The following is a 24,950-nucleotide window of genomic DNA, read 5'->3' on the forward strand; positions in this document are numbered from 1 at the left end:
AATTCTGATGATAAGGGCGCGTTATGAATAATTTGCGGATAAATCCAATATCCAAGGTTATAACAAATCAACTTTAGAACTTTAGCCCATGCAACCGCAGGCTGCAATGTGCTAAGCATGAGAGAAATCAAGATAGAGAAATCCTTTACTAAACGAGACCATGATTCCCTTCGCAGGTATCTGAATGATATTGCGGGGTATCCATTGTTGAGTGCAGAAGAGGAAGTAATGCTGGCACGTAAGATTCAGGCAGGAGATCTTTCAGCATTGCAAAGGCTTGTAAATTCGAATCTTCGATTTGTTGTTTCGGTAGCAAAAAAATACGAGGGACAGGGCTTGCCTCTTGCTGATCTTATTTCGGAAGGTAATGCTGGTTTGGTTAAAGCTGCCGAACGGTTTGATGAGAGCCGGGGGTTTAAGTTTATCTCTTTTGCGGTATGGTGGATCCGCCAGTCTATGATGATGGCCATTGGTACTTACAAGCGTATGATCAGACTTCCGATKAACCAGGTTAATGATATACAGGAATTGTGGCGATCGGAAATGGAGATGGAGCAGAAACTAGAACGGTTGCCTACCGATGAGGAACTTTCTGAATATACCGGAATAGCACTTGATAAATTAAAAGCCTATCAATACAGTCCGGGCCATGCAGTTTCTTTGGATACCGCAGGTGATGACGAAGAGAAACCTGGTTTGCTGGTGTTTCTTGAGGATACTTCTATAGATGCGCCAGATACAGTACTGCAATCTCAGGATCTAAAGTACAGCCTCAGGAAATTGTTAAATCAACTGCCAGACAGACAGCGCAGAATAATCCAGCTCAGTTTTGGACTGCAAGGTAACGAAGCAATGCACCTTGAAGACATTGCTGATCTTTTTGACCTTAGTAAAGAAAGTGTTAGAAAGATCAAATATCAAGCGTTACATAACCTTGGTAAGGAGGAGGGAGCAAAACGCCTCAGACAATATTTATAAATGAACATGAAACAGAAAGAATATATACTAATCATTGGTGCCCTTGGACAAATTGGAAGGGAGCTAACCGATGAACTACGAGAGAGATACGGAAAGGAAAATGTATTAGCTGCGGACATCAGACCCAAAGAAGATGTTTCTTTTGAGAAACAGCCTTATATACAATTAAATGTGATGGATAAGGAGGCACTTGAAAGCCTTATCGCTGAAAATAAGTTTACGCAGATCTATCATTTGGCAGCAATGCTTTCGGCAAGCGGAGAGCGTAATCCTCAGGCGGCCTGGACCCTGAATATGGAAAGCTTATTAAGTATTCTGGACTTATCTGTTAAATATAAAGTAGGAAAAGTTTTCTGGCCGAGCAGCATAGCTGTATTTGGCCCTGATTCTGCAAAACAAAATTGCCCTCAGCAGGGCGTTACTGAGCCAAGTACAATTTATGGTATCAGTAAGGCTGCCGGAGAGTATTGGTGCAAGTATTATTTTGAAAAACATGGACTTGATGTGCGCAGTGTGCGCTATCCGGGGCTTATTAGTTATACAGGTGCGCCGGGAGGTGGAACAACTGATTACGCTGTAGATATTTTTCACAGCGCAGTTAAGGGCGAAAAGTATACCTGCTTTTTGAAAGAAGATACGGCTTTGCCAATGATGTATATGCATGATGCAATACGTGCAACATTGGAGCTTATGGATGCTCCTTCGGAGTCTTTGTCTGTACGTACGGCTTATAACCTGAGTGCTCTGAGCTTTACTCCAAAAGAAATTTATGAACAAATAGCTAAAGAGGTGCCTGGATTTGAGATCTCGTACGTTCCTGATTTCCGTCAACAGATTGCCGACAGCTGGCCTCAAAGCATTGACGATAGTGTAGCGAGTAAAGATTGGGGTTGGAAACCTGCATTTGATTTGCAAAAAATGGTGAAAGATATGCTTAGTAATATTGAAGTATATCCATAAAGAAAATACAATTAGAAGTAATTGGTAAATTTAGGTTCAAAAGCAGGCAGTATCCGGATGGAGCGCCTGCTTTTTTTATGACTTTAAAAATGTTAATTTGTTTATAACATTTGCTAGAACCTGGGATAAGATTCGTTAAATTAGATTATAAAATAATTCAAGTCTGTTTTGACAAAAAAGTCCTGTGAGTGGGTGATCCGCGAAGGGCAGGCACAGCATACACAGAAGGTACAAAAGCCAGCTTCTTAAAGCCGGCTTTTGTGTTTATAAAACTTTGGCGGGCAAATTGCAATATGGTTCAATAAAAAACTGTTATTTGCTGGCCGCTAACAATGCAAGAATCAATAGAAGAAAAGATTTATCTTTTTCAAATGTTACTCGACAACGTTCCTGTTGTCATCTTCAGAATAAATAAAGAAGGCATATTTACGCGCTCGGTAGGCCTGGGTTTAAAGCTGTTTGGAGTTAAAGACAATGAGTCTGTAGGAAAAAATATCTTTGAATTGTACCCGGCTGTTGGCACCCGGATGCGTCGTGCACTGGCAGGCGAATCGCTTAAATTTATCACTGACATGGAAATTAAAGGGAGAGTTATACTCCTTGATGTTACACTTCGCCCGGATCCATTTGATTTGGGAGGTGTCATCGGTTCCATTTTAGACATCACTCAGCAAAACGATGTGGAGCAGGAACTAAGAAAGGCTAAGATAAAATTGGGGCAGACAGTTGAGTTGCTAAATACCGGAGAAGAAATAAGTAAGACGGGGGGATGGGAGTACGATATAGAAGCAGACCTGGTTTACAGAACAAAAAACATGAAGCTATTACTGGGGATTAATGAGGAAACAACTTCCCTAAATGATGCTGCAATTTTGTATGAAGACAATGGTGCAGAGTTAATTAGGGAGGGAATGAAAAATGCCATTGAAAATCAGTTGCCATATAATATTGAACTTATACCTAAGGGTACTCAGAAGTGTTTTAGGAGCATTGGTATTCCAATAGTTGAGAATGGTAAAACAATAAGAGTTGTTGGAGCTGTAACAGATATCACCGAAATAAAACAGGCAGAACGAGAGCTTCTGATGGCAAAACAAGTAGCCGAAAATGCGGCTCTGGCTAAACAACAGTTCCTCTCTAACATGAGCCATGAGATAAGAACCCCAATGAACGCGGTAATAGGTATGACCAATTTGCTATTGCAGGAAAACCCTAAGCCCGATCAGATAGATAGTTTAAAGATTTTAAAGTTCTCTAGTGAGAATCTTTTGGACCTGATAAATGATGTTTTGGATTATAGTAAAATAGAATCCGGAAAAATTTCATTTGAGCAGATTGACTTTAACCTAATAGAGCTGGTAAATAATGTTAAAGAAACGCATTGTTTGGCAGCAAAAGAAAAGGGGCTAAAGTTTAAAGTAAAGGTAGACTCAGATTTGCCAACTATGATAATTGGCGATCCAACAAGACTAACCCAGATATTGAATAACCTGGTAAGCAATGCCATTAAATTTACAAGTTCGGGTTCTGTTATTATTGATTTATCATTGAACAGGGCAGTGGGTAATTTGGTGGATATAGATTTTGCGGTAACAGATACCGGAATTGGTATTGATGCAGATAAGAAAGATTATATTTTTGAGAGTTTTACCCAGGCAAGTTCCGATACAAACAGAGTTTTTGGCGGAACAGGCTTAGGCCTTGCAATAACAAAAAAGATAATAGAGTTACTTGGTGGAAGTATTTCTGTTAAGAGTACTGTTGGCATGGGAGCTAGTTTTTTATTTAATCTGCAATTTAAGAAAAGCAAAAAGAAGGCAGGCGATATTTCTGTGCCTGGGGTAGTCTCTGATTTTTCGAGCCTTGCGGGTTATAAGATACTTTTGGTTGAGGATAACGAGATAAATGTAATTGTTGCCCGTAAGTTTATGCAAAAATGGGGGCTCCACATAGACTGCGCAGTAAATGGTACTGAAGCAGTTGAGAAGGTAATAGACAACCATTATGACCTTGTATTGATGGATTTGGAAATGCCAAAAATGGATGGATATGAGGCAACAAAAGTAATAAGGTCTATCGGCGATGATAAATTTAAGCAGCTTCCAATAATCGCTTTAACTGCATCTCTGCTCACAKAAATTAATAAACAGATTTTAGAAGCTGGCATTGATGATTATGTAGCAAAACCATTTAGTCCCACAGAGCTGCATTCTAAGATCAGACAATACCTGCATTGATTTTATGATCTCATAGGAACTCAAACCTACTCAATTTTTGTAATTTGCAATATAAATTGGTTCAGCAAATGAGAAGTATCATGTTAAAGGATTTTGGMAGTGTAGATAATTTGGTTTATACCGAGTTGCCAGTGCCATCAATAAACGATGGAGAAGTGCTTATACAAATAAAGGCCATTAGCATAAATCCGGTTGATGTTAAAACGCGCATAGGTAAAGGACGCGCCGCAAAGCTAAAAGACGAGAATCCTATTGTTCTGGGCTGGGATGTATCGGGGGTTGTTAGTTTATCTAAATCTTCATTGTTTAAAGAAGGCGATGAGGTATTTGGAATGATAAATTTCCCGGGACATGGGAAGGCCTATGCTGAGTATGCAGCTGCTCCTGCAAGTCATCTTGCTTTAAAGCCTGCTAATGTTACCCACGAAGAAGCTGCTGCGGCTACCTTAGCTGCCTTAACGGCATGGCAAGCGCTTGTTGATCATGCAAAAATAAAAAAGGGCGACCGTGTACTAATTCATGCGGCTGCGGGTGGGGTAGGAAACTATGCTGTGCAGATTGCAAAACATATTGGAGCTTATGTGATAGGAACTTCATCTGCTGCTAAAAGAGATTTTGTTTTAAGCCTGGGGGCTGATGAACATATTGATTATACAAGCCAGGCTTTTGAAGATGCTACAGGTAATATTGATTTTGTACTTGATGCAATTGGGGGCGAGAATATCGACAACTCTTTAAAAGTAATGAAAAAGGGAGGGACAATTATTAGCATTCCATCTGGACAAAATGATGCAGTAGCCGAAAAAGCTAAGGCACAGGGGATGATTGGTTATCCGATTATGGTACAATCCGATGGCGAGGAGATGAAAAAAATTGCCGCTTTATTGGAAAGTGGTGCCGTCAAATCTCATGTGTCGCAAGTATTTGATTTTGACCAGATGAAGGCAGCGCACCTCTCACTCGAAACCGGAAAAACTCAGGGAAAGATTGTTATTAAGGTTTAATACTCTAGTCTTTTTGTAGATTTTTTCTATCATATGGCTGTTTTTTACTTTCGTATGAAATATTTTTACCCTCGTCAGTACCGATTCAGCTACCTTTGCATGGACTAAGAGTACTAGAAATATGGTAAGATATGCATTATTGGCTGTTCTAACGGCCTTTTCTCTATTCTGCAATGCGCAGATTAATTTGCAACAAGGAAAATGGAAAGCAGTATTGCATCGGGCAGATGGAAACGAAATACCTTTTGAACTAGGAATTCAAAAGCAAGGTAATACTACAATTTGCTATGTGGTAAATGATACTGAACGACTTAAAACAGAAATGACATGGATCTCTAAAGATTCGCTTTTAATAAAAATGCCCGTATTCGAGTCGTCGTTTAGGGTTAAAATTATCAATAAGGACAGTTTAAATGGTGTATGGATAAAGGGCGGATCTGTTAAAGATCTGGTTATGCCGTTCTCTGCCACCTCAAAAGCCAGCCGTTTTCCAAAAGGAAGTGCCGGTAAGGTATCTGTTAAAGGGAAATGGAAGATTGAGTTTACCAGGGCTGATCAGTCTGAGCGACTGGCAATTGGAGAGTTCACGCAAAATGGTCAGAAAGTAGGTGGTTCAGTGCTAACTCCTTCTGGCGATTACCGTTATCTTGATGGCACCATAATCGGTGATTCCCTAATGATCTCAACTTTTGATGGTATACACGCGCTTGTTTTCTCTGCTAAAATTAAGGGAGATAGCATTAAGGGTACACTGTATAGCGGTGCTACGTCATTAGAAAAATGGACTGCCGTAAAAGACTCCAATGTTAAATTGGAAGCTCCGGTAACTGCGCTTAAGGAAGGAGAAAGTGGCCGACTGGATTTTAGTTTTAAAGACCTTGAAGGTAATGTGGTATCTATAAATGATAAAAGATTTAAAGATAAAGTGGTTGTTTTACAGCTAATGGGCTCCTGGTGCCCTAACTGTATGGACGAAATGGCTTTTTTAAGCGACTATTACCGCAAGAATAAAAACCGCGGTGTAGAGGTGATTGCACTAGCTTATGAATTAAGTACAGATGAGGCAAGGTCGAGAAAAAGCCTGCAAAAGTTTCAGCAACAGTTTAAGGTTGAATATCCAATGCTAATTACTGGCGTTACTGCCGGAGATCCTGAAAAAACAGAAAAGACTTTACCTCAGTTAACCGCCATTAAAGTTTTCCCTACAAGTATCATATTAGATAAAAAAGGCTTGGTGAATCATATTAACACTTCATTTTATGGCCCTGGTACCGGCGAGTATTTTGTGCAGTATAAAAAGGAATTTGAAGAGGTTATGAATACTTTGCTAAGTAAATAGACTAAGCTGTTTTTTGACAAAATCACTTAATGTTTTGACAAAAAATTACACTATTGATAATGAAAATCAAGCTTTCTTTGAAGTTGATCATTATTCAATTTAATCAGATTATGAAGAAGAGGTATTATTTTAACAGGCTAAACTGGATCCTATTAATAGGGCTTCAGTTGGTTGTTTGCGCGGGCTTACCAAACAGTAGTTCTGCTCAGATCTTTACCAATAAAAACTATGTTGAAATTAATCCTGGAGATACTGAAAAGGATATTGTAAAAAAAGCTGCTAATGTAGTCCCTGCCGCCCGGCAATTAAGGTGGCAGCAGTTAGAATTAACCGCTTTTATACACTTCGGGATAAATACCTTTACCAATAAAGAATGGGGGGATGGATCTGAAGACCCTAAAATATTTAATCCGAAAGATCTGGACGCGAGGCAGTGGGTTAAGGTTTGTAAGGAAGCCGGTTTTAAGCAAATTATTTTAACAGCAAAACACCACGATGGTTTTTGTTTGTGGCCAAGTAAATACACAGAACATTCTGTAAAAAATAGTCCCTGGAAAGAAGGGAAAGGAGATGTTGTAAAGGAAACCGCTGATGCATGTAAGGAATTCGGTATCGGATTTGGAATTTATCTGTCCCCATGGGATCGCAATTCGAAATATTTTGGTAGCATGGAATACAATAACTATTTCATTAACCAGCTTACGGAATTGTTAACTCAATATGGACAGATAGATGAAGTTTGGTTTGATGGTGCAAACGGCGAGGGCCCTTCCGGTAAAAAACAGGTTTATGAGTATAACAGATGGTATGAGTTGATTCGTAAACTGCAACCTAAGGCTACTATTGCGGTTTCAGGACCAGATGTAAGATGGGTAGGAACGGAAAGCGGCTATGGCAGGGAGACTGAATGGAGTGTTGTGCCTGGTGATGAACTAAAGACCGAAAAAATAGCTGAAAACTCGCAGCAGAAAGTTGAATTCGCACCGAGAGATATGATGGCAAATGACTTGGGCAGCAGATCAAAAATTGCAAAAGCAAAAAGTCTGGTATGGTACCCTGCAGAGATCGATGTTTCAATCCGTCCAGGATGGTTCTATCATACTACCGAAGACAAGGATGTTAAATCTCCGGAGAAATTAATGGATATCTATTACAGCTCGGTTGGAAGGAATGGCGTTTTGCTATTGAACATACCTCCAGATACCAGAGGCTTGATTAGTGATAGCGATATTAAGTCGTTGCAGGGTTTTAAGAAACAAAAGGACAATACATTTGCAGTAAACTTGCTGGCAGGTGCAGTAGTTAAAGGCAGCAATGCAAAAAAATCAAGTGTATTGTTTGATGGCAAAGATAATACAGTTTGGGCTACCAAACCTGGTGACAGTACGGTTGTTATTGATCTTAAATTATCAAAATCAAAGAAGTTTGATTTGTTGCTATTGCAGGAGAATTTGAGGATAGGACAGCGAGTAGAAAACTTTGTTTTAGAATATAAAGCAGGGGATGAGTGGAAGGAAGCTGCAAAAGGCACTACCATAGGTTATAAGCGCCTGTTGCGTTTTGCTCCTGTTACAGCTTCTGAAATAAGATTAAGGATTGTTTCATCGAGGTTAAATCCTGCTATTGCGGAAATAGGCCTTTATAAGCAGGCACCTAAAGAAGCAAGTAATTAAGATAATCTTAGAAAATGGTTTTCAAGATGATTGCGCATCGCATTTCTGAATAATTCAGGAGAACCGTTTTCCAGGATATCAACCAGCCCTTTGTGCGAAACAAACTTTCCATAAGTAGTTGGTTTCTTGAGCATGCCACTGTTGTTTACGTAGTCAAATATTGGGAGTAGCATTTTCTGAAATTTCTTCATGGTTTTGTTCCCCGTTATTTCATAAAGTTTGGAATGAAAGGCTATTTCATGATCAATTTCAAAAAGATAATCTTTGGCCATTGCCGGCTCATTTTCGACAATGGCTTTTAATTCTTTGATGTCCTTAGGTGTGATGTTTCGAAATAAGAAGTCGGCCATTCCAATTTCAAGTGTTAATCTTATCTCAAAGATTTCTTTTAAAGTTTCCTCGTCCAGAATATATGGGTTCATACTTTTGCTGAGTATGCCAAAAATATCAGGGCTTGTAATTACGGTGCCTTTTTTCTTTTTAGTGTCGATTAGGCCCATCATTCTTAATCGTAATAGCGCTTCTCTTACAACAGTTCTGCTTACACCCAAAGAAGAGCAAAGCTCGAGCTCGGTAGGAATACTATCTCCAATTTTAAGTTGTTTCGCCTGAAGAAGCTCAACAAGTTTTGTCTCCACGCGATCTACCAGGGAGCTTGTATCAATTTTCCGGATGGAGTTAAGTAAGTCCATTATTTTTCTAAATAGTTAAGTTCAAAGGACGAGAATTGGGCATTTGCTGTAGAGGCTCCTTTGAAATTTAGGCCAGGTCGCGGACTTCTATCCCATTGGGGAAGAAAATCTATTGAATATGCTTTATCATCTACGGATAATTCTTTCCAGTCTTTCGATTTTTGTCTCCAGTATACACGACAGGTGAAGTCAGGTTTTACCAGCATTTTTAATTGAATAGGGGTTTCAGGATTGTCAATTGTAGCTATATTTAAAACAGTTTCTTTATTATCCTTTACCATCCAGAACTGAACTTTATTGCCTACTACTCCAATGCCTGTTGCGGCATTTGCATCTCCATAAACTACCAGGCCTTTTAAAGCGTTGTTGCGATTCACAACGGTCGTGGTCATTTCGTAGTTCAAATGAGCGGGACGGATAGTTAGCGCAATACCAGCATTGTTTTCTTTTTTAATATTGCCTGATAAATAAAGGTTCCCTTTTTGTTGTGCTAATTTAGGTGTGGAGTTTCTGAAATCCCATTGCCACTCTACAGATGGATTTTGTGTAGAGAAATTAGCCTTGAAATTATTGGCTGACGGGTTACCTGGCGCAGGTGATAATTCTTTGAACTCTGGCCACTCATTTTTGCCTGACCAAGTTAGCTCTGCAAGCATACCTTGGCGTCCGGTGAAAACACTGCTGGCTTTATTATAAGCATGGTAAATGTAGTAGTATTTCCCATCAGGACTGTTTACAAAAGTGCCATGTCCGGAGCATTTCCACCATTCATTTTCATATAATAGTGGGTTTTTTGGATGGTTTTCATATGGTCCCCGAAAGGTTTTAGATCTGGCGACTCTAACATTATAATCGCATTTACTGCCACAGCAATTTCCAACAGAGTAGAACATGTAATAATAATCGTCTTTTTTAAGGAAGCTTTGTCCTTCAAGACCGATGCCCTTCTCGTCTTTCATCATTGTAAATGCATCGCCAATTAAGGATAGTCCATCGTTAGCCAGCTTACTGCCAAGTATTTCTATTGGCCTACCGTCTAAACCATAGGCTTTCCAGGTTATGTATAGCTGGCCTTTGTCGTTAAATACGAACGCATCTATAGCTTCTTTACCATACTCAATAATGATTCCGTGATCTTTGAAATCTTTATCAGGATATTTGGAAGTGGCCACTCCGATGCAAGAAACACCGTCTTTTTTACGTCGTGCCGTGTAATATATAAAATAGGTTTTATTGTGGTAATAATATTCTGGAGCCCAGAAAGAAGCATTTGCCCAATCAGGAGCTTGTTTGAAAACATAGCCTGTTTGTTTCCAGGTTTTTAAATTGGTGGATTTAAATATTGGAAAGTGTGGGCCCCACTCTGAGGAAGTACCGATGGAATAGTATTCATTGCCTTTTCGGATAATTGAGGGGTCGGCAAAATCTCCTGGGATAACTGCTGTTATTTCCTGGGCAAATAAAGGCTGTACAACTGCTGTAAATTGGATTACAGCTAAAAAAAGCAGGTATTTAAAAAGTAATCTCATAATGCAAGATAGAATTTTACCTTAATTTTTTAACGGTTTATTATGCGTACATTGTGAGTTAATTGAAAAATCATGGAAATTAAGGAGTTAACCGAGTCATTAGGGGCGGCAAAGACGAGTTTGGCAGATCAACAACGTAACTTGAAACAAGTTCAAAATCTCGTTAATGACCTGGGAAAGGAAACTCAGACATTTGAAATAAAACTCGAAATATCTGATCTGAAGAAAGATGTTAATAACCAAACAACTTTAATTGAAGAGAGAGAAAAAGAAATATCTGAACTTGAAGCAAGCATTGCGCTTCTAAAGTAAAACGATGGAGAAATTCATATTATCAGCCTATATCCATATCTGATATATAAATTTTTTGTCCTAAATTGTATAAAATATGTCCTTTGAGACAAATATATTACCCTGTATATTTGTTATATGAATGACGATGAATCTGCTCTCATTAGGAATCAGTTAAAGAAAAAAGTGGTAATCGTACCGATGTCTGGTCGTACCTTACTCCATTTTTCGGGTCCTGTAGATGTTTTTACCAATGCAGACAAGTGTTTATACTTATCTGGTTCTAAACATGGTTATGATGTTGTAATCGCATCTCCAACCTTAAAGAAGCACATACCGACTTTAGCTGGGGCGGAACTGGTTTGCCAGCAGAGTGCCCTGGAAATTACAACACCTATCGACATTGTTATCGTAGCTGGAAATGACTTTCAAACTTTAGGAAAATCAGAATACGCTACTTTTTGTAATTGGCTATCGACCATCAATGAAAAAAGTAACAGCAGGATTGGGTCAGTTTGCGGTGGTGCTTTTGTTTTAGCTGAAGCAGGATTGTTAAATGGAAAAAAAGCAACCACACATTGGCAGTTGAGTGATCGGTTAAAGAAAGAGTACCCACTTGTTGAGGTCAATACTAATCCATTTTATATGGGGGATGGGAGGATATATACTTCAGGAGGGGTCTCTTCAGGCATAGATCTCGCTCTTGCTTTAGTAGAGGAAGATCACGGCAAGGATATCGCTATTCAAGTAGCACGCAAATTGGTGTTTTACTTGTCGAGACCTGGTTTTCAGGCCCAGTTTGGCAACCTATTGCCAGCTTACGAAAGCACCAATATTGCACAGAAATTATACGGATGGCTTAATGAGAACCTGGCTCAGCCTTTGGATGTAACGCGGATGGCCGAACATTTAAATATGAGCCCAAGGAACTTTACGAGGGTTTTTCATAAGCAAACAGGTTTGCCACCTGCCAAGTTCATAGAAAAGCTAAGGGTGGAAATGGCCAGGAAATATTTGGAAGATACCGATGTTTCTATTGAAAGTATAGCTGAAAAATGCGGGCTTAATAATCTTGTCTCCATGAGGCGTACATTTCTGAGGCATTTAATGACTACACCATCCGATTATCGCCGCGCATTCAGGACATCACTTCAATCGCCTGGCATTAATGATAGTTCTCAATCGAATTTATATAGAACAAATTAATCACAACAACATGAAAATAGCAATTAACGGATTCGGCCGCATCGGCAGAATGACCCTTAGGGCATTACAAAATAGACCAGAAATAGAAGTTGTCGCAGTAAATGACCTTACAGACATCAAAACACTTACCCACTTACTTAAATATGATACGGCACATGGTCGGTTCCCCGGAGAGGTAACCAGTGATGGGGATATGATCATTGCAAATGGAAAACGCATACAGTTATTGAGTGAAAAAGATCCTGAAAAGCTTCCATGGAAAGACCTGGCGATAGATGTGGTAATAGAATCAACAGGCAGGTTTACCGATAAGGGTTCTGCACAATCACATATCCATGCAGGTGCAAAAAAAGTATTGATTACAGCACCTGCCACAGGAGGGGTGAAAACGATTGTACACGGGGTGAATAATGAGCTGATAGGGGACGACCTGATCTATTCTACAGCATCGTGTACCACAGGCAGCATTGCCCCAATATTAGCAATTCTTGATAAGGAATTTGGTGTCGAATCTGGGTATATGGTAACTGTTCATGCATTTACTGCTGATCAAAACTTGCAAGATGCACCTCATAAAGACCTAAGAAGAGCACGCGCAGCATCATATTCTATTATCCCTACCACTACGGGTGCCGCCAAAGCTATTGGTGATGTGCTTCCTAACTTAAAAGGTAAAATGGATGGATATTCTTATCGTGTTCCGGTAATTGATGCATCTATCGTGGATTTATCGGTAAATTTAAATAAGGAGGTGTCTGCCGATGAATTGAATAACTTATTTAAATCCTATGCAGGAAGCACTTTTAAAGGTATACTGGAATATACAGAAGAACCGATGGTATCTTCAGATATTTTAGGAAACACACATTCTTCGATTGTAGATGGTAGTTTGACCAAAACTAACGGTAAATTGGTTAAAGTGGTCGCCTGGTATGATAATGAAGTTGGAATTTCCAACAGGATTGCAGAGCTGGTTAGTTTGCTGTAAAAACACCAGAAAAAGGAAAGGCCAGCAAATGAGCGTACACTTGCTGGCTTTTTCTCTATTTTACTACAGTAGCTTCTAGTTCGACTGTTAGGGTTGCAAAAAGACCTTTGACTTCCAGTAAGGTTGTAGCTTGCCTTATGCCATACTTCTGCAAAAAATCCTTGTATACGTCTGTGCATGTACTAAAAAATTCTTGTACAGAAGTGGTGTAAAGATTCAAACGGACGATGCCGGCACAATCATATCCGGCGCTGTGAATAAGTTCTTCCAGGTTTTTAACAGTAAGGGCAGGTATGACAAGAATGGAGTTATGCTAGACTTCGAAGCAATTTATTAATTTACAATTGTCATCTCCTTTGGTTACCAAAGGAGATGACAATTGTAAATTGCCCAAAAAAGGGCCAATGAGTCTAAAAGTAACTTAAAATTTGAAAGAGAAGTTAGCTACAAAGTTTCTGGTAAATTGGGGGTTTCCTACCAAATCCCAGTATTCTACATTAGAGATGTTGTTTAATTTAAAACCAAATTTCCATTTCTCCTTTTGGTAAGAAACAGCGGCATTAATAATATGATACGCCGGAATGGTATAAGTATTGCTTGAATTAAGATACGAATCGCCAATATAATTTCCTCCAAAACCCACTCCAATACCTTTAATACTTTCAAAAGGCAGACGATAGTTCAGCCAATAGTTAACGATATGTTTGGGTGCTTGAGTCGCAAGCTTACCTTCGTATGCATCAGCCTTAGTATATTTATTTTCATTATATCCGTATCCGGCTACAATACTCAGGCCGGTTAGAGGGTTAGCAGTAAGCTCTACTTCTACTCCCTTGCTCACTTGCTTGCCATCCTGAAAACTATATAGTGCATCATCTGTACGCAAAGCATTGTCGATACCAATATGATAGTAGCTAATACTCCCACCAAGCACGCCGCCCGGTAATTCGGCTTTTACACCGCCTTCCATTTGGTTGGCAAAAACGGGTTTAGGTTTAAACAGACTGCCATCAGGCTGTTCAAGTGGACCCTGGTTTTGAAAACCATTCATAAAGTTCCCAAATAAAGATACTTTGTCTTTCACCAGCTGATACACAACTCCTAGCTTGGGAGAAAGTGATGGCTGAACAAAGCCCCCTTCGTAGGTTTGTTTAAAACGATCAAAACGCAAGCTTAACATGGTAGACAAACGGCCGGTCCAGTTGATCACGTCAGAAACGTATGCACCAAAAGAGTTTCCTCCGTATGCATCAGTAGATGAGGCTATTGAATTATCTGCCAAAAGACCGGTTACCCTGCTCAGGCCCGATTTTTCGAAAGGCTGGGTAATGTCTATTTCGTCGAGTTCAAGGGCTTTGTAAGTAAGTGTTTCATCGTTGAATTCATAACTGGCACCAATCAATATGTTATGATGAATTTTACCGGTATTAAAGCTTCCGTTAAAATTCTGTTGGATATTTGCGTAAGTTCTTTCTCTTGGACCAAAATGCCTGATACTGGTTTTGGCCGTGGTTGCATTAGTCCATTCTACATAAGGTTGATAGCTGTGGTTTAAAAATTCATTTACATGAGATACGCCTGTAGTTGATGTCCAGTTTTTACTAATCTGATACTTGGCCTGTCCAAAATATTTTGTGGCCTCTGCGTCGCTAAGCAGATCATTCTGGAAAAAAGATTTTTTAAAGCCAAGCGGAATATCTTTTGCAGATTTAAAAGGCACTTGATCTCCAAAAAGTAATGTATATGCCAGGCGGTTTGCATCACTGTTAAAATATTCAAAATCGAACAGGAATGAAAGGCGGTCGCTGGCCTGGTAAGATAGACTGGGGCTAATAACGTATCTTTTATTTTTGCCATATTCGTTTGAACTGTTTTGCTGATGCTTTACGGCATTGAATCTCAGTAATACTGTTTTTTCATTATTTAGTGGTGTATTCAGATCAATAGTAGCCCTGCTTAGATCAAAGCTTCCCATGCTATAATCTATCTCGCCTCCAAAGGCTGCATAAGGTTTTTTGGTGACCAGATTTATTGCACCACCAAATGTGGATATTTGCGAGCCAAACAGCGTACCTGATGGACCTTTAATTAATTCTACGCGTTCCAGATTTGCTATTTCTGTTCCAGATCTGTAAACTGATGTTGCCATTCCATTCCTTGCGTAATCGAAGTTGGTGAAGCCTCTGAATAAGACAGCAAAGCTTCCGGTAACATATTCAGTTGGCGCAACGCCGGGGGCAGCCCTGAAAACCTCCTTAACGTCGGTCATCAGCTGTTCTTTCATTAACTCCTTGCCGACAACGTTATATACTTGCGGATTCTCGAGATTTTTTAATGGCATCCGGGCAACATAATCGGTTTCCTTATTTGTTTGCCGGCTGTTGCTGTTTACAACAACCTCCTGTAATTGCCGGTTGTCTTCTGTCAAAGTAAAATTGACTACGCTGGTTTCTCCGGCTGTTACTGTTACTGTGCTTTTTTGTGTGAGAAGCCCGGTAAAACTTGCAGTTAACGTATAAGTTCCTGCAGGAACTTTGTTTATGGTATAATTGCCAGCTTCGTTTACTACGCTGGCCTTATTTGTTCCGGCCAGAACAACATTTACAAATTCAGCAGGTTTACCATCAGAAGTGGTTACTGTGCCTTTAATGGTACCAGTTTGGGCAAATGCCTGCACTGTAAGGATAGATAAAAATAGAGTTAGAGATTTAAGCATACATATTAAATTTTATTTAGACTTATTATAAATAGTTGCAAATATATAAACATTTGGATTTCTAACATTGTAATTCTAATTTTTAAATTTCTTTATCCTAAAGGATCCCTTCACTCGTTTAGTTATTGATGAACACTAAAATTGAATGGATAGGCAACAAGCAAAAGAATTAGTTGAAAGATATTTTGTGAATAAGAGCAAATTCAGGTTAGTACAAGCGCTTATTGAGTTAGGCATGGTTTAACCTACTTTGCAGATAAAGAAAAGCAGAAAAAAGATCCCGGTTATGGCTATAAAAATGCAAACACGACTTGTTAGATAAGTTTTCATGATGTTTGTAATTTAGGTTTTACTTAAGCTTTATATTCACAGATACGTTAGCGGCTTTTAAATAGTTGCCTGCTTTTGGAAGTTCCGTGGATTTAAAGTCATATAGTGATTAGAAAATGAAGTTTCGCTTAAATAGGGTGTAGTTTTGCAGCCTACTTTTAAGCAATATGAAAAAATTACTGAACACCATTCCTTTTTCTGTATTAGATCTTGCAACTGTTGTTGAGGGCAAGACCCCAGCCGATACCTTTAAGAAAAGTTTAGACCTTGCCCGCCATGCTGAAGATTGGGGGTATAACCGGTATTGGTTGGCCGAACATCATAATATGATTAGTGTTGCCAGTTCAGCAACATCGGTAGTAATAGGCCACATAGCCGGTGGAACAAAAAAAATAAGAGTAGGTGCTGGTGGTATAATGTTGCCGAATCACTCGCCTTTAATTATAGCTGAACAATTTGGTACTCTTGCTTCACTATATCCTGATAGAATAGATTTAGGATTGGGAAGAGCACCAGGCACAGATCAGGCAACGGCCGCGGCAATTAGAGGTGAGCGTATGCATGCTGCTCAGGATTTCCCGGGAGATGTACTGAGGTTACAAGCCTATTTATCGCCAGATAATCACAGAAGTAATGTAAGGGCAATTCCTGGTGAAGGACTTGATATTCCGATATGGATATTGGGATCGAGTACTGATAGTGCACATTTGGCTGCCGCATTGGGTTTGCCGTATGCCTTTGCAAGTCATTTTGCCCCGGCTCAGTTCCTTACGGCAATAAATATATACAGAAAGAACTTTAAACCTTCTGAGCATTTGGCTGCACCATATGTATTGGCTTGTGTAAACGTTGTTGCTGCAGATACTGATGCGGAGGCTAATAAACTTGCCACTTCGTTGTATCAATTGTTTAGAGGAATTGTAACCGGAAAGCGCAGACTTTTGCAACCTCCTGTTGATAGCATGGAGGGAATATGGACAGATTATGAGGAAGAGCAGGCAGGACAAATGCTGGCTTGTACTTTTACAGGAAGCAAGGAAACGATAAAAGCGGATTTGCAGCAATTTCTGGATCAGACAGAAGTTGATGAGATTATGGCTACGTCACATATTTTTGATCATAATGCCAGATTACGCTCTTATGAATTGTTGGCTGAAGCTTTTAGCCGATAAAAAGGAGCATTTCACCGCTTCCCGTTTGCAGATAATCTAATTTCTATTGATAAAAAGTGTAACAAAACCGATTTTGCGCAGACTAATTGAAGAAATAAAATTTTTATGAAACGAATTATACTACTATTTGCGGGATTGGGGTTAATGCTGAATGCTAATGCGCAGTTTTCTTTGGGTGGGGCACCACAAAAACCTAAAGTGACTGGACGTATTACAGCATTGATTTTAGACTCGCTTACCAAAAAACCTATTGACTATGCAACAGTATCATTAATAAAAACAGCTGATAATAAATCTGTAAATGGAGGAGTAACTGATGAGAAAGGTAAAATAGTTTTGCAAAATGTTGCGCCCGACCAATATAAGCTTTCTATTGGGTTTATGGGCTATAAAACAAAATCTATATCGGTTAAGACGAGCCCGGAAAAACCTGATTTAAACGCAGGAACTATTTATGTAAGCCCTACAGAAAGTAACCTGAAAGAGGTTGCAATTGTGGGAGAAAAATCTTTGATTGAGAATAAGGTTGATAAATTGGTTTACAATGCTGAGGCCGACATTACCAATGCCGGTGGAGATGCAACTGATGTAATGCGTAAAGTACCTATGCTTTCTGTTGACATAAACGGAAATGTGCAGTTGCGCGGAAGTGCAGTTCGTGTTTTGATAAATGGAAAACCCTCAGGAACAATGGCAAACAGTGTGGCTGATGCTTTGAAAATGATTCCTGCTGAGCAGATCAAAAGTGTGGAAGTAATTACAAGCCCTTCTGCAAAATACGATGCTGAAGGCTCGGGTGGTATCATCAATATCATCACAAAAAAGAAAACTGCTGAAGGTGTCAGTGGAAGTATAAATACATCGGCCGGTACACGTTCAAATAATGGCGCGTTTAATTTAAATGCTAAAACAGGCCGTTTATCGTTAACAGGTAATCTAGGTGTAAATCATGCTTATCCACAGAATTCGAAGGTTGTTGTGTTTAATAGTTCTGTTGTAGATGGGGTTACAAATACCGTTTCGCAGAATGGTTTTTCTAAATGGTCCAGAGTTGGATACAACGGGAGTGCTGGTTTGGATTATGATTTTAACAGTTACCACAACATTAGTTCTACGGTTAAATTTAACAGATTCTCTAATGGAGGGCCAGGCAGCTCTGATATATTGACCAATAATGTTTTTTCTCAGAATATTAGAGATATGGATATGGGGTTCAATAACATGGACTGGAACGTAGATTACAGGAAAACAAGTAAAAAGGAAGGTGAAGAATTGAGTGTTTCTGCACAGCTTTCGCGAGGAAGAAATACCAGTGATTTTACCAATAGATTTGTAAGCGAGGGTGTGCCAGATTTTACTTTAATTGGAGGCAATACGGGTAAAAATAATGAGTACACTTTGCAAACTGATTATACTTATCCTTTTAGTAAAACAACCACACTTGAAACCGGGTTGAAAGGTATTTTTAGGAACATTATAAGTGACTATGATCAGAATGCCCAGGATTTTGACTACGATCAGAATGTAGGTTCTGCTTATGGTGTGCTTGGTTTTAAACTAACTAAAAAAATTACTGCCAAAGCCGGTTTAAGAGCTGAGTATACTAAAATTGATGGATTGGCTGGTAACATTTTGCCCTTTAAAAATGACTATTTTAACCTGTTCCCGAGCTTAGTTTTATCGCAGACTTTAAAGGGGATGACCACTGTTAAGGTGAGTTATAACCGCAGGATACAGAGACCTAGTTTGTTTTATTTGAATCCTTTTAGAAATGAAAGTGATATTTATAATCCGATGCAGGGTAACCCTGAATTGTCGCCAGAGTTGAGTGATAACATTGAAGTGGGATACTCAACCTTTATTAAAGGTTCTGTAATTAATGCCTCAGTATTTTACCGCAATACAAAGAATGTGATTGAAAGTTTTATCAGTCCGATTGTAGAAGATGGGGTAAACAAAAACTTAACATCTTATACCAACGTAGGTACCAGTCAATCGTATGGTTTTAACGTTTTCGGTTCATACAACCCTAAACCGAAATGGACCTTAATGGCCAATTTTGGAATGAATACCTACGATGTAAGCAATGCAAATAATAATATAAATACCGGAACTTTTGTTAATTATACTGCTTTTGCCAGATCAGCATATGCTTTGACTGGAGGGTGGAGTACTGAACTTTGGGGGGTAATTAACTCGCCAAGAAGGACTTTTCAGGGAAAAACTGATGCAATGTATTTTTATGGTGGTGCCGTGAAAAAAGAGATTCTTAATAAAAAAGCAACTATTGGCTTAAATGTATTGAATCCGTTTAGCAGAGATTTGAATATTAAGACTGTAAATAATACTGCAACATCAACACAGAATACTGATATCCATTATCCGTTGCGCTCTTTTGGTTTAAACTTTAGCTATAACTTTGGTAAGCTTAAGTTTACTCAAAAGAAATCTATTAAAAATGACGACTTGAAGAAAGAAGAGCAAGGCGGAATGGGAGGTGGTGTGCAATAATTGATATTGCGAATTGCAAATTGTGTAAAGTTGCCGTCATCTCGACGATAGGAGAGATGACGGACTAACGAGGTAGCGAGATGATGGGGATCTTAATTCTTTTTTACCGTTTTAAGAATCATTAGGTTTTGCGGATTCATATTGTACCCACTAATGTTATTTTGCGTCATAATTACTGATTGATCATAATAAATGGGAACTATGTTTGCATAATCAATTACCATTTGATCCATTTTTTGATAAAGAAGATAGCGTTTTGCATTATCGCTAACATAGTAACTTTGTTCAAATAACCTGTCAAAATCGTTATTGTAGTAGGCTGTGTAATTTGGACCATTAGGGACTTTGTTTTTAGAATAAAACATGGCAAGATAATTCTCGCCATCCGGATAGTCTGCTATCCAGGAACCTCTGAAAAAATTCACTTCGTTTTTTGACATGAGGTCCCTTAAGCTTGCATTGGGGCTTACATCTACTTTTACCTTAATACCGATTGCGGCCAATTCACCTTGTATGAATTCTATAAGATCTTTATAAGTAGTAGAAGTGCTGAGGGTAACCTGTGGCATCCCTTTGCCATTTGGAAAGCCGGCTTCTGCTAACAGCACTGCAGCTTTTTCTGGTTCATAGTGATACCCCTTTACTGCTGTGCTGTCAAACCCGGGCATGCCTTGAGGAATGAAGCCAGAAGTTGCCGGTATGCCTATGCTGTTACGTAAATATTTGATTAGTTTAGGCTTATCAATGGCGTAATTTATGGCCTGCCTTACTTTTTTGTATTTTAATGGAGAGCGTTTGGCAATGGCTATATTGGTGTCGACAAGTATTCCTACATACTCTGTGCAAAGGTAAGGGCTCTTTCTGAGGTTGAATTTGCCTTTATATTTTGCAGTCATCTTTCCGCTTTTTGTTAAGATGTCATCGCGATAGCTGCCGTCTACCTTGTCAAAGAAGTCGAGATCCTTTTTAAGGAAGTTCATGAATGCGCTTTGCTTATCTGTGATAAAGGAGACCTTTACTGCGTCGAGATAAGGTAGTTTGGTATTGCMTGCTTTTTCCCAGTAATTTTCATTTTTGAGCAATACCAGTATTTCATCTTCTTTCCAATATTTAAACTTAAAAGGCCCTGTTCCAATTGGATGGCTTCGAAAATCTTTGCCATAATGATCTACAACTTCTTTTGGCACTACCGAACAATATTGAGTGGTAAGTAATTTCATAAAAGCAGGGAATGGCTTTATGAGTTTAACCTGAAAAGTGCTGTCATTTATTGCTACAAAATTATTGATGTCTTTTACTTTGTCGCTAAATATCCAGCCACCTGAAGACGCAACTTTAGGATCGATGAGACGGTAAAAGCTATAAACAAAATCAGCAGCTATGGCTTTTCTGCCTTTTCCGTTGGGGAAAATGGGGTCGTTGTGAAAATACACATCGTTGCGGAGGTTAAAAGTATATGTTAGTCCATCTGTAGATATTTGCCATGTTTTTGCGATACAAGGCATTATGTTAAGGTTACTGTCAACCTGTACCAATCCATTAAATACCTGATTAATCATCCATAAAGCATTTTGGTTGCGTGCAAAAGCGGGATCCAGAGAGGTTAAATTCTGGTCCAGGTTCATGCTGAATACCTTTTTTCCTTTATTGGAGGAAGAACTATTGCACGAAAAGACAATAGGTAGAAGCAGTATGCAAAAAATATTTATTATAATACGATGCATCAGTTTAGGAATACTAATTTTGCACAAAGTAATAAATAAATCGATATGTCTTTTTTAAATGCGGTTATAAATAGGGTTGGGGACGAACAATTACGTGAAAATTTTCAGGAACGAGTAGACATAATTCAGCATAAAATTAAGTTTATGGACAAAGTTGCCGTAGCTTGTCTTGATACCAGGAATAATCTTAAAAAAGATTTGGAAGCACTTATTGCCGAAGCTGGTGGGGTCTTACAAGATGATGTTCATACAGCCAGAGTAGTTATTTATTATGAAAAAAGCACCAGTATGTTGCAGTTGATGGGAGTTGTGCCCTCGTTGTTGGATAAGGGTTGGCCTGCTGTTGAGTACGACAGAATATATCTTTGGGATGATGAAGCTGCAATGGCAGATGAGGCAGACGTGGCTGTAAACGCATTAGAAGATTTAGCGGAAATGCTATATCCGGGATACTTTGTTTTTGGAAATGAAGGTAAAACCTGGATGAGTTTTAAAACGCAATAAACTTATTTATCTGCTGGTCGGTAAATTTAAGGGTATCCTCTTTAAAGAAATCGCCCTGTTCATTTAACTCGGCTTTAATGGTTGCAATGTGGAGCCTCAGGGGTAGCACATTTAAATGCAGGTAACTGCATACACCACCAAAATGATCAACACCACGTATGTTTCCGTATTTACCGGATGATATACCTACAAGGGCCGCTTTTTTATCGTAAAAGCTTTCTGGAAAGTTGCAGGCATCAATAAAGACTTTTAATACTCCGGGGAAACTTCCATTGTATTCTGGTATGATAAAAAGAAACTTGGTAGTTTGGGTTACCATTTCCTGAATAATCTGGAAATCAGGGCTTCGTTTTCCATACAAATCAGACGCGATAAGGTTATCGGGTAAATCTTCCAGATTGAAAATGGTAGATTCTAAGCCTTTTAATGCCAGAGTTTTCTGATAATATTTAGCGACTTTTAGCGTATTACTTTCAGGTCTGTTGGTTCCGGATATGATGGTTACCATGTATAAATTGTTAATAAGATGTTTAAAACACTTAAGGCTTTAATACTAATTTTGCCATTTAGTTTGTATCTTAGCTATTCGTTAAAATATGCCTAAATAAACACAAAAATAGCATTTTTTATAGATTTACGTCGAGTAAATACAAGCCGTTAGAGAATAATTGTAATTATTAATTAGATAGATGAGTAAAATTATTGCATTGGCAAATCAGAAGGGTGGCGTAGGGAAAACTACTTCATCAATTAACTTAGCCGCAAGTTTAGCCGTACTAGAATATAGAACATTATTAGTTGATGCTGATCCTCAGGCCAATTCTACCTCTGGTATTGGTTTTGACCCAAGAAGCATCAAAAATAGCATTTACGAGTGTATCATTAATGATATCGATGCGGTAGACGCCATTCAGAAAACTGAAACTCCTAATCTTGATCTGCTTCCGGCACATATCGATTTGGTAGGTGCAGAGATCGAAATGATAAACCTGAACAACAGGGAATATAAGATGAAGGCTGTTCTTGAAAAAGTTAAAGATCAGTATGATTTTATTATTGTTGACTGCTCACCATCTTTAGGTTTAATTACCATTAATGCACTTACAGCTGCTGATTCAGTAATTATCCCTGTACAATGTGAATATTTTGCACTTGAAGGACTAGGGAAACTTTTGAACACAATTAAAATTGTTCAAAACCGTTTAAATCCTGAATTGGAAATTGAGGGAATTCTACTTACGATGTATGATGTGCGTTTAAGACTGTCAAATCAGGTTGTAGAAGAGGTTAAGACCCATTTCCAGGAGTTGGTTTTTGACACAATTATTCAGCGTAATACGCGCTTAAGTGAGGCCCCAAGTTACGGTATTTCAGTAATTATGCATGATGCCACTTGTAAAGGCGCAATTAACTACCTGAACCTTGCCCGTGAAATTGTTCATAAAAACGGAATGGTTAAGGAAGTACAGAATACAACTACAGCAATTATTTAAAAATATTTTTAATGACATCTTTTCAGCGAAAAACAGGTTTAGGTAAAGGGTTAAGTGCGCTTTTGGATGACTCAGATGCTGTAAACCCGCCAAAGAACGGGGTGAACCCGGTAAGCGAAACAAAGCAAGAGGGCGGTAACAACAATAATATTGGGCATATTAATATTAATGATGTTGAAACTAACCCGTATCAACCTCGTACTGAATTTGATCAGGTTGCTTTAAATGAGCTTTCTGAATCTATCAGGGTTCAAGGTTTAATACAGCCAATTACGGTAAGAAAACAGCCTGGAGGTAAATATCAGTTGATCTCTGGAGAGAGAAGATTGCGCGCTTCTAAGTTAGCAGGCCTAACCGAAATTCCTGCATATATCCGCAGTGCCAATGATCAGCAAATGCTGGAGATGGCTCTTATTGAGAATATTCAGCGTGAAAATCTTAATGCAATTGAGATTGCACTGAGCTTTCAGCAGATGATAGATGAATGTAATTTGAAACAAGAGCAATTAGGTGAAAGAGTTGGTAAAAATCGTACTACGGTAACCAATTATCTTCGCCTACTGAAATTGCCACCAGCAATACAGGTTTCTATAAGAGATCAAAAGATTTCTATGGGACATGCACGTGCACTGATAAATGTAGAACAGGCAGAAAAACAGCTCTTTATTCATGATGAGATCATTGATAAGGGACTGTCGGTGCGCAAGGTTGAAGAGTTAGTAAGAAGCATAAATAGTGTTCAGGTAAAAGCAAAACCAAGCAGACAGCCTGTTAGTGTTTCATTTGAATATCAAAAACTACAGAGAGATCTAGCATCTAAATTTGCCACTAAAGTTAAGCTGAAAGTCGGTGAAAATGGGAAAGGGGCTATAGAGATCCCATTTATGTCTGAGGATGACCTAAGCCGTATTCTGGAATTATTAGATTGGTAATGTACAAAAGTCTGCTGCTATCGGTTTTGTTTCTTTTTGTGACAGCGTTAGCTCGTGCCCAGGAAACTCCTGTTGTTAAAAAGGATACCCTGGTGATTAAAGCAAAACCAGTAGTAGAACCTGTAAGGGCTCAAAAAGTAGATACAATTAAAAAACCAGCCTACGTAAATCTTGGTAAAATTGCAGGCAGAAGAGCTGCGCTAAGTTCACTTATGCTTCCCGGACTCGGACAAATCAGAAATGGGGTTACCGTTTATAGGCTGGCAAAAGTTGCCGGTCTTTATACAGGGATAACGCTTCTTACTATTTCGTTTATAGACAATAGTAAGAATTACAAGCTTTTTTATGATGAAATCATTTATCGTAGAGCGAATAATAATGAGAAAAGTGCCGATTTCCCATATAACAACATGGATGAGGCTGGATTAATTACTGCAAAGGATCTTTTCAGAAGAAATAAAGAGGTAATTATTTTCTCATACGTTGGGTTGTATCTACTTAATGTAGTCGAGGCCTATATAGATGCCMGCCTGAAATATTTTAATGTAGACGATATAGGGATGAAAATTTCTCCTGGTCTAATCAACACTGATACCATGTATGGTTTTAATAATGTAACGCCTGGGATAAAACTTACTATCAGATTATAGTATATTTTTACGCAAGTTTGA

The 24,950-nt window shown here is 38.8% G+C and carries 21 protein-coding genes; 15 read left to right on the top strand and 6 right to left on the bottom strand.

Features of this window, described 5'->3' with window-relative positions; translation table 11 throughout:
• Positions 1–117: 117 nt before the first annotated feature.
• The 6 genes from AC1DDK_RS22235 to AC1DDK_RS22260 all read left to right on the top strand — a co-directional run bounded on the left by AC1DDK_RS22235 (position 118) and on the right by AC1DDK_RS22260 (position 8,191).
• Positions 118–978 (top strand): sigma-70 family RNA polymerase sigma factor, encoded by an 861-nt coding sequence (locus AC1DDK_RS22235; protein WP_477634063.1) that lies wholly within the window; start codon positions 118–120, stop codon positions 976–978.
• A gap of 6 nt (positions 979–984) precedes the next feature.
• Positions 985–1,938 (top strand): NAD-dependent epimerase/dehydratase family protein, encoded by a 954-nt coding sequence (locus AC1DDK_RS22240; RefSeq protein WP_246269348.1) that lies wholly within the window; start codon positions 985–987, stop codon positions 1,936–1,938.
• 332 nt (positions 1,939–2,270) lie between these two features.
• Entirely contained in the window at positions 2,271–4,175 is a 1,905-nt protein-coding gene (locus AC1DDK_RS22245) for a hybrid sensor histidine kinase/response regulator (protein WP_477634064.1), read from the top strand.
• Between the two features lie 68 nt (positions 4,176–4,243).
• Positions 4,244–5,179 carry an NADP-dependent oxidoreductase gene (locus AC1DDK_RS22250; RefSeq protein ID WP_172659036.1) on the top strand — a complete coding sequence of 312 codons (936 nt, stop codon included), beginning with the start codon at positions 4,244–4,246 and terminating at the stop codon, positions 5,177–5,179.
• A gap of 121 nt (positions 5,180–5,300) precedes the next feature.
• A complete protein-coding gene (locus AC1DDK_RS22255; protein ID WP_288883206.1) occupies positions 5,301–6,518 on the top strand; it encodes a redoxin domain-containing protein in 1,218 nt (405 codons plus the stop codon).
• A gap of 110 nt (positions 6,519–6,628) precedes the next feature.
• Positions 6,629–8,191 carry an alpha-L-fucosidase gene (locus tag AC1DDK_RS22260; protein WP_337717456.1) on the top strand — a complete coding sequence of 521 codons (1,563 nt, stop codon included), beginning with the start codon at positions 6,629–6,631 and terminating at the stop codon, positions 8,189–8,191.
• On the opposite strand, the gene AC1DDK_RS22265 is transcribed toward AC1DDK_RS22260, so the two are convergent.
• A complete protein-coding gene (locus tag AC1DDK_RS22265; protein WP_172659039.1) occupies positions 8,188–8,883 on the bottom strand; it encodes a FadR/GntR family transcriptional regulator in 696 nt (231 codons plus the stop codon). The two genes, AC1DDK_RS22260 and AC1DDK_RS22265, sit on opposite strands and share 4 nt — an antisense overlap.
• Positions 8,883–10,412 carry a glycoside hydrolase family 43 protein gene (locus tag AC1DDK_RS22270; RefSeq protein ID WP_337717458.1) on the bottom strand — a complete coding sequence of 510 codons (1,530 nt, stop codon included), beginning with the start codon at positions 10,410–10,412 and terminating at the stop codon, positions 8,883–8,885. Before AC1DDK_RS22270 ends, AC1DDK_RS22265 begins: the two co-directional genes overlap by 1 nt.
• A 72-nt stretch (positions 10,413–10,484) precedes the next feature.
• Between AC1DDK_RS22270 and AC1DDK_RS22275 the strand changes: the two genes are divergently transcribed.
• The 3 genes from AC1DDK_RS22275 to gap all read left to right on the top strand — a co-directional run bounded on the left by AC1DDK_RS22275 (position 10,485) and on the right by gap (position 12,897).
• Positions 10,485–10,724, top strand: a complete 240-nt coding sequence (locus AC1DDK_RS22275; RefSeq protein ID WP_172659041.1) for a hypothetical protein — start codon at positions 10,485–10,487, stop codon at positions 10,722–10,724.
• Positions 10,725–10,841: 117 nt separating this feature from the next.
• Positions 10,842–11,909, top strand: a complete 1,068-nt coding sequence (locus tag AC1DDK_RS22280; RefSeq protein ID WP_337717461.1) for a GlxA family transcriptional regulator — start codon at positions 10,842–10,844, stop codon at positions 11,907–11,909.
• 10 nt (positions 11,910–11,919) lie between these two features.
• Entirely contained in the window at positions 11,920–12,897 is a 978-nt protein-coding gene (gene gap, locus AC1DDK_RS22285) for a type I glyceraldehyde-3-phosphate dehydrogenase (protein WP_337717463.1), read from the top strand.
• A gap of 55 nt (positions 12,898–12,952) precedes the next feature.
• Here gap and AC1DDK_RS22290 read toward each other — a convergent pair whose 3' ends face one another.
• Both AC1DDK_RS22290 and AC1DDK_RS22295 read right to left on the bottom strand, forming a co-directional pair.
• Entirely contained in the window at positions 12,953–13,201 is a 249-nt protein-coding gene (locus AC1DDK_RS22290; protein WP_172659109.1) for a RidA family protein, read from the bottom strand.
• Positions 13,202–13,318: 117 nt separating this feature from the next.
• Positions 13,319–15,613: a TonB-dependent receptor gene (locus AC1DDK_RS22295; protein ID WP_337717465.1), complete on the bottom strand. Its 2,295-nt coding sequence runs from the start codon at positions 15,611–15,613 to the stop codon at positions 13,319–13,321.
• Between the two features lie 497 nt (positions 15,614–16,110).
• Here AC1DDK_RS22295 and AC1DDK_RS22300 point away from each other — a divergent pair, with 497 nt between their 5' ends.
• The gene (locus AC1DDK_RS22300) at positions 16,111–17,115 is read left to right on the top strand and encodes an LLM class flavin-dependent oxidoreductase (RefSeq protein WP_337717467.1); all 1,005 of its coding nucleotides are present in this window, start codon (positions 16,111–16,113) and stop codon (positions 17,113–17,115) included.
• 105 nt (positions 17,116–17,220) lie between these two features.
• Complete coding sequence (locus tag AC1DDK_RS22305; protein ID WP_172659046.1) at positions 17,221–19,626, top strand: TonB-dependent receptor; 2,406 nt, start codon at positions 17,221–17,223, stop codon at positions 19,624–19,626.
• Between the two features lie 92 nt (positions 19,627–19,718).
• Here AC1DDK_RS22305 and AC1DDK_RS22310 read toward each other — a convergent pair whose 3' ends face one another.
• Positions 19,719–21,251: an ABC transporter substrate-binding protein gene (locus AC1DDK_RS22310; RefSeq protein ID WP_477634065.1), complete on the bottom strand. Its 1,533-nt coding sequence runs from the start codon at positions 21,249–21,251 to the stop codon at positions 19,719–19,721.
• 144 nt (positions 21,252–21,395) lie between these two features.
• Between AC1DDK_RS22310 and AC1DDK_RS22315 the strand changes: the two genes are divergently transcribed.
• Positions 21,396–21,854, top strand: coding sequence for a hypothetical protein (locus tag AC1DDK_RS22315; protein WP_172659048.1), 459 nt, complete (start codon positions 21,396–21,398; stop codon positions 21,852–21,854).
• Here the strand turns inward: AC1DDK_RS22315 and AC1DDK_RS22320 are convergent.
• Positions 21,841–22,362: an NADPH-dependent FMN reductase gene (locus AC1DDK_RS22320; protein ID WP_288883198.1), complete on the bottom strand. Its 522-nt coding sequence runs from the start codon at positions 22,360–22,362 to the stop codon at positions 21,841–21,843. The two genes, AC1DDK_RS22315 and AC1DDK_RS22320, sit on opposite strands and share 14 nt — an antisense overlap.
• 181 nt (positions 22,363–22,543) lie before the next feature.
• Here AC1DDK_RS22320 and AC1DDK_RS22325 point away from each other — a divergent pair, with 181 nt between their 5' ends.
• Genes AC1DDK_RS22325 through AC1DDK_RS22335 form a run of 3 tightly spaced genes read left to right on the top strand, consistent with a single transcriptional unit; the run spans position 22,544 to position 24,929 of the window.
• Positions 22,544–23,347: a ParA family protein gene (locus tag AC1DDK_RS22325; protein ID WP_048906375.1), complete on the top strand. Its 804-nt coding sequence runs from the start codon at positions 22,544–22,546 to the stop codon at positions 23,345–23,347.
• An 11-nt stretch (positions 23,348–23,358) separates the two neighbouring features.
• Positions 23,359–24,279: a ParB/RepB/Spo0J family partition protein gene (locus AC1DDK_RS22330; protein ID WP_172659050.1), complete on the top strand. Its 921-nt coding sequence runs from the start codon at positions 23,359–23,361 to the stop codon at positions 24,277–24,279.
• A complete protein-coding gene (locus AC1DDK_RS22335) occupies positions 24,279–24,929 on the top strand; it encodes a DUF5683 domain-containing protein (RefSeq protein ID WP_477634066.1) in 651 nt (216 codons plus the stop codon). Before AC1DDK_RS22330 ends, AC1DDK_RS22335 begins: the two co-directional genes overlap by 1 nt.
• Positions 24,930–24,950: the final 21 nt, after the last annotated feature.

Source organism: Pedobacter sp. 05T44 (genome assembly GCF_056395985.1).